At 32.6% G+C, this 13,199-nt stretch carries 14 protein-coding genes; 11 read left to right on the top strand and 3 right to left on the bottom strand.

Annotated features, from left to right (window positions below; translation table 11 throughout):
• Window positions 1–2: 2 nt before the first annotated feature.
• From ACFX5F_RS08255 to ACFX5F_RS08235, 5 genes are all read left to right on the top strand, one after another.
• Window positions 3–473: a nucleotidyltransferase gene (locus ACFX5F_RS08255; protein ID WP_379851594.1), complete on the top strand. Its 471-nt coding sequence runs from the start codon at window positions 3–5 to the stop codon at window positions 471–473.
• A 7-nt stretch (window positions 474–480) separates the two neighbouring features.
• Window positions 481–711: a hypothetical protein gene (locus ACFX5F_RS08250; protein ID WP_379851593.1), complete on the top strand. Its 231-nt coding sequence runs from the start codon at window positions 481–483 to the stop codon at window positions 709–711.
• A 2-nt stretch (window positions 712–713) separates the two neighbouring features.
• Window positions 714–1,997 carry a glycosyltransferase family 4 protein gene (locus ACFX5F_RS08245; RefSeq protein WP_379851592.1) on the top strand — a complete coding sequence of 428 codons (1,284 nt, stop codon included), beginning with the start codon at window positions 714–716 and terminating at the stop codon, window positions 1,995–1,997.
• Between the two features lie 50 nt (window positions 1,998–2,047).
• Window positions 2,048–3,514, top strand: coding sequence for an oligosaccharide flippase family protein (locus ACFX5F_RS08240; protein WP_379851591.1), 1,467 nt, complete (start codon window positions 2,048–2,050; stop codon window positions 3,512–3,514).
• Between the two features lie 322 nt (window positions 3,515–3,836).
• A complete protein-coding gene (locus tag ACFX5F_RS08235) occupies window positions 3,837–4,136 on the top strand; it encodes a hypothetical protein (RefSeq protein WP_379851590.1) in 300 nt (99 codons plus the stop codon).
• A gap of 5 nt (window positions 4,137–4,141) precedes the next feature.
• On the opposite strand, the gene uvrA is transcribed toward ACFX5F_RS08235, so the two are convergent.
• Window positions 4,142–6,937, bottom strand: a complete 2,796-nt coding sequence (gene uvrA, locus ACFX5F_RS08230) for an excinuclease ABC subunit UvrA (protein WP_379851589.1) — start codon at window positions 6,935–6,937, stop codon at window positions 4,142–4,144.
• A gap of 116 nt (window positions 6,938–7,053) precedes the next feature.
• Between uvrA and ACFX5F_RS08225 the strand changes: the two genes are divergently transcribed.
• From ACFX5F_RS08225 to ACFX5F_RS08215, 3 genes are all read left to right on the top strand, one after another.
• Window positions 7,054–7,767 carry a glycoside hydrolase family 16 protein gene (locus ACFX5F_RS08225; protein WP_379851588.1) on the top strand — a complete coding sequence of 238 codons (714 nt, stop codon included), beginning with the start codon at window positions 7,054–7,056 and terminating at the stop codon, window positions 7,765–7,767.
• A 353-nt stretch (window positions 7,768–8,120) separates the two neighbouring features.
• Window positions 8,121–8,705 (top strand): RNA polymerase sigma factor, encoded by a 585-nt coding sequence (locus ACFX5F_RS08220; RefSeq protein ID WP_379851587.1) that lies wholly within the window; start codon window positions 8,121–8,123, stop codon window positions 8,703–8,705.
• Between the two features lie 51 nt (window positions 8,706–8,756).
• Complete coding sequence (locus ACFX5F_RS08215; RefSeq protein ID WP_379851586.1) at window positions 8,757–8,900, top strand: hypothetical protein; 144 nt, start codon at window positions 8,757–8,759, stop codon at window positions 8,898–8,900.
• Between the two features lie 110 nt (window positions 8,901–9,010).
• On the opposite strand, the gene ACFX5F_RS08210 is transcribed toward ACFX5F_RS08215, so the two are convergent.
• A complete protein-coding gene (locus tag ACFX5F_RS08210; protein WP_379851585.1) occupies window positions 9,011–9,676 on the bottom strand; it encodes an endonuclease III domain-containing protein in 666 nt (221 codons plus the stop codon).
• Window positions 9,677–9,763: 87 nt separating this feature from the next.
• Between ACFX5F_RS08210 and bcp the strand changes: the two genes are divergently transcribed.
• Complete coding sequence (bcp, locus tag ACFX5F_RS08205; protein ID WP_379851584.1) at window positions 9,764–10,216, top strand: thioredoxin-dependent thiol peroxidase; 453 nt, start codon at window positions 9,764–9,766, stop codon at window positions 10,214–10,216.
• Between the two features lie 133 nt (window positions 10,217–10,349).
• Here the strand turns inward: bcp and ACFX5F_RS08200 are convergent, their stop codons facing one another.
• Complete coding sequence (locus tag ACFX5F_RS08200) at window positions 10,350–11,810, bottom strand: TonB-dependent receptor (RefSeq protein WP_379851583.1); 1,461 nt, start codon at window positions 11,808–11,810, stop codon at window positions 10,350–10,352.
• Window positions 11,811–11,905: 95 nt separating this feature from the next.
• Between ACFX5F_RS08200 and ACFX5F_RS08195 the strand changes: the two genes are divergently transcribed.
• Window positions 11,906–12,670, top strand: a complete 765-nt coding sequence (locus ACFX5F_RS08195) for an MBL fold metallo-hydrolase (RefSeq protein ID WP_379851582.1) — start codon at window positions 11,906–11,908, stop codon at window positions 12,668–12,670.
• An 11-nt stretch (window positions 12,671–12,681) separates the two neighbouring features.
• Complete coding sequence (locus tag ACFX5F_RS08190) at window positions 12,682–13,182, top strand: hypothetical protein (RefSeq protein WP_379851581.1); 501 nt, start codon at window positions 12,682–12,684, stop codon at window positions 13,180–13,182.
• Window positions 13,183–13,199: the final 17 nt, after the last annotated feature.

Raw genomic sequence — 13,199 nt, 5'->3', positions numbered from 1 at the left:
AAATGAATATGCATAAACAAATAATAGATGTTTGGAAGTACTTGTCAGAAAACAATGTAAAGTATCTAACCATCGGTGGATTTGCTGTAAATATTTATGGCTACGGAAGAAATACAGGAGATATTGATATTTTTATTGAAGACACGATTGCTAATCGTGAAAATTTGAGAACAGCCATTAAACAAATGGGACTTGGCGATTTTGAAAGTATTAAAACGATGCAATTTATTCCAGGTTGGACAGATTTCACTCTGAATATTAACTTTAGATTGGATATTATGACTTCTGTTAAAGGTCTAGAAAATAAGCCTTTTGCTGCACTTTTGGAAAAAGCAAATATTATAGATATAGATGGAATTCCAGTGTTTTTTATTGATTATGATAATTTAATTATTGCAAAAAAAGCAACCAACAGACTAAAGGACCAACTTGATATTGAAGAGTTGGAGAAACTAAACAATAAAAATATTTAACAGAATTATGAAGGAGTTCTTTCGTTTAAAATCATTTCAAAACATACTGTATTGGCTTTTTCTTTTAGGGATTATTCTTGGAGCTACGATAGCTTCAACTGTTGCTAATTCAGGTAATTTTAAGCTGACTAATTTTGTTTTACTTTTTATGGTTCCTTTATTTTTTTTATCAAAAGGATTGTATAAAAACAGTAATTTGTTTTTTGCGGATTTAAAATCAATTACATCAAAATCCTAAACTTGGAACCAAAGAAAATCCTCATAATTACCTATTATTGGCCACCTGCAGGAGGTCCTGGTGTACAGCGTTGGTTAAAATTTGTAAAGTATTTACCTGATTTTGGAATTCAGCCCGTTGTGTACATTCCGGAAAACCCAACCTATCCAATTGTAGATGAAAATTTGGTTAAAGAAGTTTCGGAAAAAGCGATTATTCTAAAAAATAAAATTTTTGAGCCCTATCAACTGGCTTCTTTTTTTTCGAAGAATAAAACCAAGAAAATTAGTTCCGGGATTATCCCAAATCAAAAAAAGCAATCTTTTCTGGATAAAACATTCCTTTGGATAAGAGGGAATTTGTTTATTCCTGATGCGCGTGTTTTATGGGTAAAACCATCGGTTTCTTTTTTAGAAAAATATATTCAGGAAAATAATATTGATACGATTGTCACTTCGGGGCCGCCACACAGTTTGCATCTCATTGGATTAGAATTAAAACAAAAATTAAATATAAAATGGTTTGCTGATTTCCGTGATCCTTGGACAACTATTGGTTATCATAAATCATTGCGATTGTCTAATTATGCGGCCAAAAAGCACAAAACGTTAGAGCATCAGGTTTTGAATACCGCCGATACAATTATCGTGACAAGTAAAACTACGAAAAAGGAGTTTGAAGCGATTACAAGCAAGCCTATTGCGGTAATCACCAATGGTTATGATGATGAGAAAGTCGAAAAACAAATTTTGGATATTAAATTTAGTTTGGCGCACATTGGATCTTTTCTTTCTGAAAGAAATCCTACGATTTTATGGGAAAGTTTAGTCGAATTAATTATTGAAATTCCTGATTTTAAATCGCATTTGGAAATCAAATTGATTGGAGCAGTAAGCCAGGAAGTTTTAGAAACCATTTCGCAATTTAAACTAAATTCTTTTTTGAATAATCTGGGCTACGTTTCACATTCGGAAGCGATTACTCATCAAAGAAAATCGCAAGTTTTGTTGCTTATCGAAATCGATTCTGAAGACACCAAAAGCATAATTCCAGGAAAACTATTCGAATATATGGTTTCTAACAGACCCATTATTGCCATTGGTCCAACGGATTCTGATTTTGCCGAAATCATAACGACTACTAATACCGGAGTGTTCTTTAAGTATTCTGAAAAAATGAGATTGAAAAGTGTAATTTTGGACTTTTACAACCAGTTTTTGCAGGGTAAACTTCAGTCAAACGGAGTTGGTTTGCAGCGCTATTCCAGAAGAAACCTTACCAAAGAGTTAGCACAATTGATAAATTAAAAGAGTCCGAGTTATTACAACTTTAAACATAAAAACATTAAACTCCTAAAATGGGAATAGTATTAAATCAGTCCTTAAAGAATACCGTAATAACCTATATTGGATTTGGAATTGGCGGGATAAACACTATTTATTTGTATCCTGTTTTCCTTGGAGCAACTTTTTATGGTTTAACAAATTACGTAACTTCTTGCGCGAATGTCATTATGCCATTATTTGCAATCGGAATGCAAAATACGTTGGTAAAATTTTATTCTCAATATCAAACCGAAGAGGAAAAATCTCGTTTTTTATCCTTTACTGTTTTATTCCCTTTATTATTAATAATTCCAATGTTGTTAATTGGACTTTTCTTTTATGATGAGATTTTATTCTTTTTATCCAAAAAGAATCCAATTGTCAAAAATTATATTTGGTTGATACCATTTATAGGATTATGTATGGCGTATTTCGAAATTTTTTATGCTTGGTTGCGAGTACACATGCATTCCGTTTTTGGTAATTTTATTAAAGAAGTTGGTTTGCGGTTGTTTTCGCTATTCTTATTAATTGGAGTTTATTACAATTGGCTTTCTGTGGAAGGATTTGTATATGCAACAGCAGGATTGTATTTTTTAGCATTTTTGGTCACTATGTTCTATGCATTTAGCATCCAGAAACCGAGTTTTCAGTTTACGATACCTGCAAATACAAAAGAAATATTAACCTATACTTTTTATATTATTTTATCAGGAAGTGTTGCCAATTTACTTTTGGATGGAGATAAAATGATTCTTAATCAGTACATGCATATCGAAAATATTGCCTTTTATTCTGTTGCGACTTACATTGCGTTAGTAATATCGGTTCCAAGCCGCGCTATGCATCAAATAGTTTATCCTATAACTGCACGATTAATGCACGAAAATAAGCAGGAAGAGCTAAATGATCTGTACAAAAAAACCTCTATCAATTTGCAAGTGGTAGGCGGTTTAGTAATGTTGGGTATTTTTGTTAATATCAATCAATTGTATGAAATGGTGCCCAAAGAATATAGTGGTGGTATTATGGTGGTTTTTATGATTGGAATCTCTAAGTATTTTGATTTAATTTTAGGTAATAATAATGCAATCATTTTCAATACAAAGTATTATCGAACGGTTTTGTTTTTGGGAGTGGGCTTAGTAGTGTTAACCGTCGGATTGAACATGATCTTTATCCCAATATATGGTATTATGGGCTCTGCTTTTGCAACTTTATTATCGATTACATTATATAGTCTTGCTAAATTACTTTTCGTTGTTAAGCGGTTGCATTTGTATCCTTTTACAAATCAAACTTTATATTCCATCGTAATTACTTTTATATTATTTCTACTGTTTTATTTCTGGGAGTTCCCGTTTCATCCTATTATTGCTATTGGAATGAAATCTATATTAGTGACCGTTTTATATGTGTATATTAATTATAGATTTGCTATCTCTATAGAAATAAACCAAGTATTAGATTCTATTTTGAAGAGATTAAAAATAAAATAATTAAAATAAAATTACTGGCAGCATAAAAATGGGTGTCTGTTTTTCTTAAAAGTGAAAAACAGACACCCATTTTTCATCTTTTTTATTTTAAAAAGTGTGAATTATACAAATCTTTAGAACTATTATGTAATATTTAAGAATGATTTTAAAAATATATTTGTAACCTAATTTAGTATCAGGATATTAGATTATTTAGACATAATTGAAAAATCACTAAAAGTGGGTATTGTATAAATTATATGTAACCCTTAATTTTGTAATTAATTATTTGTCTAAACTAGTTAAAAAGTAAAATTAATTAGCCACAATAAAAATAATAATTATGGTCATTTCACAAATTTCGAACGAAGATAATCTAAAAAAATATTCAAATATTATTGCAAATAAAATTAACAATGGGTTTGTAATTGAAGAAAGGAATGATAAATTACCATTTGCCGTTTTATCAAAAGATGCCAAAGCAGTAGATCATGGTTTCAATTTTCTAATATGCTGCGTTACCTTAGGATTATGGACTATACCGTGGATATATCAGACTTATGTTTCTTCCAGAGAACAAAAGATATTAGTTGCTATCGATGAGGATGGAAATACCTTTGAAGAAAATTGTTATTTTGGATAAGGTTCTTATATTTTTTCTTTAAGATATTTTCCCGTTACGGAGTCCTTTATTTTTACAATTTGTTCAGGAGTTCCTACCGCCAATAAGTTTCCTCCATTTTCCCCACCTTCTGGGCCTAAATCAATAATCCAATCTGCACATTTTATAAGATCAAGGTTGTGTTCAATTACAATTATTGAATGACCTTTTTCTATCAAAGCATCAAATGAAGCTAATAGTTTCTTGATGTCGTGAAAATGCAATCCTGTTGTAGGTTCGTCAAAAACAAAAAGTGCTTTATCCTTTGTCGCTCCTTTCACCAAGAAAGAAGCTAGTTTTATACGCTGGGCTTCTCCACCGGAAAGAGTAGAAGAGGATTGTCCTAATTGCACATATCCCAATCCAACATCTTGAAGTGGTTGCAATTTTTGAATGATTTTATTTTGTTTATGAGCAGTAAAAAAAGCAATAGAATCATCAACAGTCATGGTTAAAATATCATGAATGTTCTTACCTTCAAAAGCAACTTCTAAAACTTCTTTTTTAAATCGTTTACCATTGCAAGTTTCACAAGGCAATTGTACATCAGCCATAAAAACCATTTCTACATTTATAGAACCTTCTCCTTTACAGGTTTCACATCTTCCACCATCAACATTAAAAGAAAAATGTTTGGCTTGATATCCTCTTATTTTTGATAGTTTTTCTTTGGCATATAATTCCCTGATGTCATCATACGCCTTGATATAAGTCACCGGATTAGAACGAGAACTTCTTCCTATAGGATTTTGGTCTACATATTCAATATGCTTAATTTGCGAAAATGAACCTGTCATTTCAGTAAATTGACCTGCTTTTTCCCCCACATTCTCTAGTTTTTTTTGCATCGCCGGAAACAAAATTTTCTTGACAAGCGTACTTTTTCCGCTTCCCGAGACTCCAGTGATTACGGTTAATACATCCAGTGGAAAAGTAACATCTATGTTTTGAAGATTGTTTTCTCTGGCGCCTTTTATCTCGATAAAATTCTTGAAAGGTCTTCGTTTTTTTGGAACAGTAATTTCTAAATCACCATTTAAATATTTTGCAGTAAGTGAAGTCGATTTTAGTATCTCATCAAATGTGCCTTGGGCTACTAAATGACCGCCTAAAGTTCCCGCTTCTGGACCAATATCAATAATCATATCAGCAGCTTTCATGATGTCTTCATCGTGTTCCACCACAATAACGGTATTACCTAAATCACGTAGCGATAGTAATACTTTTATCAGTCGTTCAGTGTCTTTTGGATGTAAACCAATGCTTGGTTCGTCCAGAATATACATCGATCCCACTAAGCTGCTTCCCAGTGAAGTGGCTAAATTAATGCGTTGTGATTCCCCTCCTGATAGTGTTGCTGAATTTCTATTTAAAGTAAGATAATCCAAACCAACTTCAGTTAAAAAGGATAAACGATTATTTATTTCTACCAATAAACGTTTTGCAATTTGTTTCTCGTAAATATCTAAATCGATGCTTTCAAAGAAACGAATTAGGTGTTTAATGGGTAAATCAACTAAATCAGAAACCGTTTTAGAATTAATTTTCACGTAGGAAGCCTCTATTCGCAGGCGTTTTCCCTTACAGGAGTAGCATTTGGTTTTCCCTCTATAGCGAGAAAGCATCACTCGGTTTTGGATTTTATAATTTTTTTCTTCTAGTTCTTTAAAGAAACCATTCAGGCCTTGGAAATACTCATTTCCATTCCAAATCAATTCTTTTTGATCTTCTGATAATTGGTAGAATGGCTTGTGAATAGGAAAATCAAACTTGTATGCTTTATTAACTAATTCATCTCTAAACCAACTCATACTCTCGCCACGCCAAGGAAAAATAGCGTTTTCGAATACTGATAAAATCGTGTTTGGGATTACTAATTCAGCGTCAATTCCTATTATATTTCCGTAACCTTCACAAACTGGGCAGGCACCATAAGGATTATTGAAACTAAATAGATGAACATTTGGTTCCAAGAAGGTAATACCATCTAGTTCAAAATTATTGGAATAAGAATATCTTTTATCCGAATTTAATTCTTTCAAATGACAAATTCCTTTTCCTTCAAAAAAGGCAGTCTGTACCGCATCTGCAAGACGATTGTAGAACTCTTCCTCTCCCGAAGTTTCGGGATTGACTACAATTCGGTCAATAATTAAAAAGATTTCTTTTTTGCCTAATAAGTCCGGTAAATCGTCTAGACGAACCATTTCATTATTAACTAAGATTCGGGCAAACCCCTGCTGCAAAAGTACTTTTAGTTTGTCTTCCAGTTTTCTTCCTTCTTCTAAGTGAATAGGAGCTAGGAGTAGCCATTTGCTATCTATTGCGAAGCTCTTTACTTCTGTGACAACATCAGTAACCGTATTTTTTTTGACTTCCCTCCCAGAAACTGGTGAATAGGTCCGACCAATTCTGGCAAACAACAATTTTATGTAATCGTAAATTTCAGTCGAAGTTCCTACTGTAGAACGGGCATTTGTAGTATTTACTTTTTGTTCGATTGCAATTGCTGGAGCAATTCCTTTGATATATTCAACTTTTGGTTTGTCTAATCTTCCAAGGAATTGTCGTGCATAGGAAGATAAACTTTCAACATAACGGCGTTGCCCTTCTGCATATAAAGTATCAAATGCTAAACTTGATTTTCCAGAACCCGAAAGCCCGGTTATAACCACTAATTTATTTCTGGGAATCGCAACATCTACATTCTTTAAGTTATGTACTTGTGCGCCTTTTATGATGATATTTTTCTTTGGATCTAGGGTAGAAAGGTCAACTTGCATAAAATCAATAATTTTCACAAAAGTAATCAATTTTCAACTGAGAAAAGGGATTGAAGGAATCACAAATTTTATCTAATAAAAGCATTTTAATACTATTGTTTATTGGACATTTTTGTTTGGCACAACAAACAAAAAGAAAACTAGTTTGGGAGGAGAATTTCAACGGAAACACTTTAAGCAAAGAAAACTGGAATATTGAGATTGGTGATGGTTGCCCTAATTGTGGTTGGGGAAATAATGAAAGGCAACTATATACGGATGAAAACCATAAATTATCAAAAGGAAAGCTTGTTGTCACAGCTAAGAAAGAAGGAAACAAATATACGTCAACACGAATATCTACAAAAAGTAAGAAAGAGTTTCAGTACGGTCGTTTTGAAGCACGAGCTAAATTACCTGTTGGTCATGGTATTTGGCCAGCTTTCTGGATGTTAGGGTCAAATATTAGTGAAGTTGGGTGGCCTAAATCTGGCGAAATTGATATATTAGAATACATAGGAAGGGAACCTCATATGGTATTTACAACCTTGCATACGCAAGACAGTCATGGAAATAGTATTAATACCAAGAAAACAAAAATCTCGGATATTGAAAAAGGTTTTCATGTTTACGCGTTGGATTGGTCAAAAGACAAAATGGATTTTTTTGTAGATGATGTATTAGTTTATACTTTTAATCCTTCGATTAAAGATGGGAATACTTGGCCATTTGATCAGCCCTTTTATTTTCTTATTAATATGGCTATTGGAGGAAATTTTGGTGGGCCAAAAGTCGATGATACTATTTTTCCGCAAAAGTTTTACATTGACTATGTAAGGGTTTATCAATAAGATTTTTAAGAGTATTTTTTGATGATAAGACTTCGGTTTTATATTATCATTATATTTCTTGTTAAATAGGTTTTTCCGATGTGTTTTTTTACAACTTTTAAATGTAAGGTTTAAGAAAACACATTTTTCAGTTCGTAATAGCGTTTATAACAGCGGTTTAACTTAAAGTAATACTTTAAATTTTAACATATTTATCCTGTAAATGTTAATTTTTCTTAATTTTAGTTGCTTCCTAAAAAAAATATTTGCTAAATTTGAGGCATATAATAACACTAAACAATATTAGCCTATACTATAACACTACTTTTTAGAGAAATTTCTCCAATTTTAATTAACAACTAAAAGGTATAACTATGGCTAATACACAACTTCCCGATGCTTTATTGGTTCAGGATTATGTTTCCGGTAATGAAAATGCCTTGGCTGCATTAATCAAAAGACACGAATCAAAAATTTATGGTTTTATATATTCTAAAATCTCTGACAGAGATATTTCGAATGATATTTTTCAAGATACTTTTATTAAAGTAATTAGAACTTTAAAATCAAATTCTTATAATGAAGAGGGGAAATTCCTACCTTGGGTAATGCGTATTTCACATAATCTTATAGTTGATCATTATCGAAAAACTAAAAAAATGCCAATGTTTAGAGAAACAGATGAATTTTCTATTTTTTCAATAATGTCTGATGATTCACTTTCGATAGAAAATAAAATAATTTCAGAACAAGTCGAGATGGATATAAAGCGATTGATTGAAGAATTGCCAGTGGATCAAAAAGAAGTTTTGGTAATGAGGATGTATCAGGATATGAGTTTTAAAGAAATTTCCGAGATAACTGGCGTAAGTATAAATACGGCTTTAGGGAGAATGCGTTATGCATTAATGAATATGAGAAAAGTTATTGATAAGCATCAAATTGTTTTGACTAATTAACAATAAATAGAAACTTGCGCCGTTGTAATATAAAAACAAATTTATTACAATATGGCAAAAATTTACTCTAAAAAATCATTAGTTACTAAGACGATGAAACCTAGTAAAGAAAATATTTCTTTTTTATTGAGTTATTCAAAAGCGTTAAGCATAATAAAAATTAAAGATAAAAGTTTCGAAATCATAGCTAATTAAAACAGCCCGCAAATACTGTCAGATGTTATTTATCGAAAACATTCAAACCTCATTTTGAGGATTTGAGTTATTAAATTCCACTAATTTAATTAAAAAATTAGTGGAATTTTCTATTTTGATGACCTCTGTTTTTTAAAATAGTCCTCTAAACTGGTTTTTCTTCCAATTGTTTTGGTGATAATGTCCTTTTCTAAATCCCAACCGCGAGCTGGCGAATATTCCCTTCCGTACCATATAATTTGCAGATGTAAATCGTTCCATATTTCCTCCGGAAAAATACGTTTAGCATCTTTTTCTGTTTGGACCACATTTTTTCCATTCGTCAAATTCCATCGATACATTAAGCGATGAATGTGTGTGTCAACCGGAAAAGCAGGAACTCCAAAAGCCTGAGACATGACCACGCTTGCGGTTTTATGCCCCACAGCAGGTAATTCTTCCAGATATTCAAAACTTTGTGGTACTTTGCCGCCGTGTTTGTCTATTAAAATATGGGACAAGCCATGAATTCCTTTTGATTTCATTGGCGATAAGCCACAAGGTCGTATGATTTCCTTTATTTCTTCTACCGTCATTTTTATCATATCATGCGGATTATCGGCTTTGGCAAAAAGTAAAGGTGTAATTTGGTTGACCCGAACATCCGTACATTGTGCCGAAAGCAAAACTGCAATCAGTAATGTATAAGGATCTTTATGATTAAGGGGGATAGGAATCGTTGGGTATAATTCATTTAACGTATTTATAACAAACGTTACGCGCTCTTGTTTATTCATTATTCATTAAATTTGATCTGTAAAGAAAACCAATTTCAGTCTCATTTGCAAAATTCAAAATTGTTCTATTCAAATAAATCAAAAAAAATGACAACATTAAAAAAAGGAGATAAAGCTCCCGACTTTTCTGGTCTGGACCAAGACGGAAAATTACATCAATTAGCAGATTATAAAGGAAAAAAATTAGTGGTTTTCTTTTATCCAAAGGCAAATACGCCAGGATGTACCGCGGAGGCTTGTGATCTTAGGGATAATTTTGAGCGTTTCAAAGCCAATAATTATGAACTTCTGGGTGTAAGTGCTGATGCACAAAAGGCTCAGGCTAAGTTCAAAGAAAAATATAACTTTCCGTTTCCATTATTGGCTGACGAAGATAAAACTGTAATTCAGGCTTTTGGCGTGTGGGGTCCCAAAAAATTCATGGGAAAAGAATATGACGGAATTCACAGAACCACTTTTGTAATAGATGAAAACGGAATTATTGATGAGGTAATTTCTGATGTGAAAACTAAAGCACATGCTGCTCAAATACTCAAGTAAGTTTTCATGTTTCAGAAAAAAAGCCAAGAACGATATATTTTATCTTTCTTGGCTTTCTATTACATGAATTTAATTTTCTTCTTTGTCTCTTTAGTCTATCTGATCACGGCGACTGAACACTGAATGCTATACATTAATTGCTGATTTTTAAAAGCTTATTTGGGTCATACCCAAAAAGTTGATGCTCCTTAATGATTTCTGCAATTCCTGAAGGAAGCATAGTTTCCCAACCTGGTTTTCCATGGTTTATCATGTTTAGCACTTCTCGAGAGAATACTTCCAGGATGTCTGGATCATAATCAACAATATCAACAACTTTTCCGTTGAACTTGAAGAATTTGTAAAGTTCTTTCATTCTAGGATGCACTTTCAAATTATCTGAGGTAATAATTTCGCCGTTTTCACCAATCATAGGATATAAGAAAACTTTCATGTCACGGTAAAATAATTTTCCAAAAGCTTCCAGAATTCCACCGCTTAGATGACGATAGTATTTTTCATCAAAAATATCAACCAAGTTATTTACACCCATGGCTAATCCCATTCGTGCTTTGGTATAATTGGCAAAATATTCGACTACTTTATAATATTCCTGGAAATTAGAAATCATTACTGTTTGTCCTAATGAGCAGAGTAATTCAGCTCTATCCATAAAATCTCTCTCATCGATTTCACCGTCGGAACGCAAATTTGATAAGGTGATTTCGAAAATTACAAGTGTATTTTCTTCATCAACTTTATTCTCGTTTAGAAACATTTTTAATGATTTCTCATACATGTCCATATTCACTTTCGTAACGGGACGAAAGCTACCTCTAAAAGCGAGAATATTTTTTTTATACAATATGGCAGCAGGAAGGATATTTTTCCCATCTGGATTAAACATCACCGCATCCGTCATCCCATTTTTTACTAGCTGTAAACTCATCAAGCGATTGTCTACTTCTGCAAAACGCGGCCCTGAGAAATTGATGGTATCTATTTCCAGTTGATCCTTGTCTAGATGGTCATATAAATAACGCAACAATCGTTTTGGGTCGTTGTATTTGTAATAGGCTCCGTAAATAAGATTTACACCAAGAATACCGAGGGTCTCCTGTTGCAATCGAACATCGGTTTCCTTAAAGCGAATATGAATTATAATTTCATTATAATCTTCATCTGGTTCAATTTGATATCGAATACCAACCCATCCGTGTCCTTTAAATTGTTTTGCAAAATCGATAGTTGCTACAGTGTTAGCATAGCTGAAAAACATTTTATTTGGATGTTTCTCTCTACTTAATCGTTCTTCAATTAATTGACCTTCGAAGGTTAACATTTTTTTTAGTCGGCTTTCCGTAACATAACGGCCATCTTTCTCTATTCCGTAAACGGCATCACTAAAATCTTTGTCATATGCTGACATTGCTTTTGCGATTGTACCCGATGAACCTCCAGCTCTAAAAAAATGTCTGACAGTTTCTTGTCCGGCACCAATTTCGGCAAAAGTTCCGTAGATGTTTTCATTCAGGTTAATACGAAGTGCCTTGTCTTTTGTAGAAGGAATTTGCTCGATGACTTTGTCACCTTTTAGTTTTATTTCAGTACCCATTTTATTTTAAATATGGCTAATATGTTACAAAGTTAGTTAAAATGGTTTCTAATGAAGGAGAAATAAACCTATTTTTGTAAAAAATTATGATACCGTTGAAGATATATTTTTTAGGCACAGGAACATCACAAGGAATACCTGTTATTGGGAGCAATCATTCGGTATGTAAAAGTACTGATATTAAGGATAAAAGGTTAAGGGTTTCCGTTTGGATCTCTTGGGACGATCATTCTTTCGTAATCGATTGCGGACCTGATTTCAGACAACAAATGCTTTCGTCAAACTGCCACAAAGTAGACGGAATCCTGTTTACTCATGAACATGCAGACCATACTGCGGGTATAGATGACATTCGTCCTTTTAATTTTAAGCAAGGCGAGATACCTATTTATGCGCATCAACGCGTAATTGAAAACTTGAAAAGACGTTTCGATTATATTTTTGAAACCAAAAATAGATACCCGGGAGCACCTTCTGTGAAAACGATTGAAGTAGTCAATAATCATCCATTTTCTATTGGAGACAAAAAGGCAATTCCTGTAAATGTCATGCATGGAGATCTTCAGGTTTTTGGCTATCGAATTGATGATTTTGCTTATTTGACAGATGTGAAAACAGTTGAAGAAAGTGAAATCCAAAAACTAAAAGGTTTAAAAGTTTTGGTTGTAAATGCTTTACGGGAAGAACCACATAATACACATTTCAATTTGCAGGAAGCTTTAGATTTTATTGCTTTGGTTCAACCACAAAAAACGTATATCACTCATATTAGCCATATTCTTGGGTTTCATGAAGATGTGCAAAAAAAACTGCCTAAAAACGTTTTCTTGGCTTACGATAATTTACAAATTACGATTTAATACCACTCAAAATGAAAAGATCATTAATGCTCTACCTTATTATTCTTATTGTTCTTATGAATATTTATACCTACATGTTTCTGAGTAAGGAAGTAGCTTTCGAACAGGATAGATATGCAAAAGTGACTACAAAGTTGAAAGACAGTTTGAATTCTGTTACCAATAAACTGGCTGATGCCAATTATTTTTCTTTGGAAAAAAACGAAAATGCGCAAAATTATTTTGATACCGGAAGCGGTGAAAAAACGATTCAATATGAAAAATTAATTCCAGTTGTAACGGAGAAATTACTGGACTATAATTCAAATCCAAAAGGGAATCCTTATACCGGTCAAGATCAAATTGGGGCCAATAAATTTATTATCAATAAAGTTAGAATTCTAAATCACCGATGGATTATTGCTGATTTTAGTGATGGAGAAATATGGGGAGAAGTTTTATTGAAATACTTTGTCAATGATGATGAAAGTATTGCTTTTGAAGTAAATCAATCGTTGCTGTATCAAAAGTAAATCTAGTATTTCGTTGC

The organism is Flavobacterium zhoui (assembly GCF_042787235.1).
Taxonomy (GTDB): Bacteria; Bacteroidota; Bacteroidia; order Flavobacteriales; family Flavobacteriaceae; genus Flavobacterium; species Flavobacterium zhoui.
This window is presented reverse-complemented; position numbering and strand designations above follow the sequence as displayed.

Bases quoted from the DNA above. Each gene is read 5' to 3' on its own strand.
- ACFX5F_RS08255 (WP_379851594.1), top strand. From the start codon at position 3: ATGAATATGCATAAACAAATAATAGATGTTTGGAAGTACTTGTCAGAA.
- ACFX5F_RS08250 (WP_379851593.1), top strand. From the start codon at position 481: ATGAAGGAGTTCTTTCGTTTAAAATCATTTCAAAACATACTGTATTGG.
- ACFX5F_RS08240 (WP_379851591.1), top strand. From the start codon at position 2,048: ATGGGAATAGTATTAAATCAGTCCTTAAAGAATACCGTAATAACCTAT.
- ACFX5F_RS08235 (WP_379851590.1), top strand. From the start codon at position 3,837: ATGGTCATTTCACAAATTTCGAACGAAGATAATCTAAAAAAATATTCA.
- uvrA (WP_379851589.1), bottom strand. From the start codon at position 6,937: ATGCAAGTTGACCTTTCTACCCTAGATCCAAAGAAAAATATCATCATA.
- ACFX5F_RS08220 (WP_379851587.1), top strand. From the start codon at position 8,121: ATGGCTAATACACAACTTCCCGATGCTTTATTGGTTCAGGATTATGTT.
- ACFX5F_RS08215 (WP_379851586.1), top strand. From the start codon at position 8,757: ATGGCAAAAATTTACTCTAAAAAATCATTAGTTACTAAGACGATGAAA.
- ACFX5F_RS08210 (WP_379851585.1), bottom strand. From the start codon at position 9,676: ATGAATAAACAAGAGCGCGTAACGTTTGTTATAAATACGTTAAATGAA.
- bcp (WP_379851584.1), top strand. From the start codon at position 9,764: ATGACAACATTAAAAAAAGGAGATAAAGCTCCCGACTTTTCTGGTCTG.
- ACFX5F_RS08200 (WP_379851583.1), bottom strand. From the start codon at position 11,810: ATGGGTACTGAAATAAAACTAAAAGGTGACAAAGTCATCGAGCAAATT.
- ACFX5F_RS08190 (WP_379851581.1), top strand. From the start codon at position 12,682: ATGAAAAGATCATTAATGCTCTACCTTATTATTCTTATTGTTCTTATG.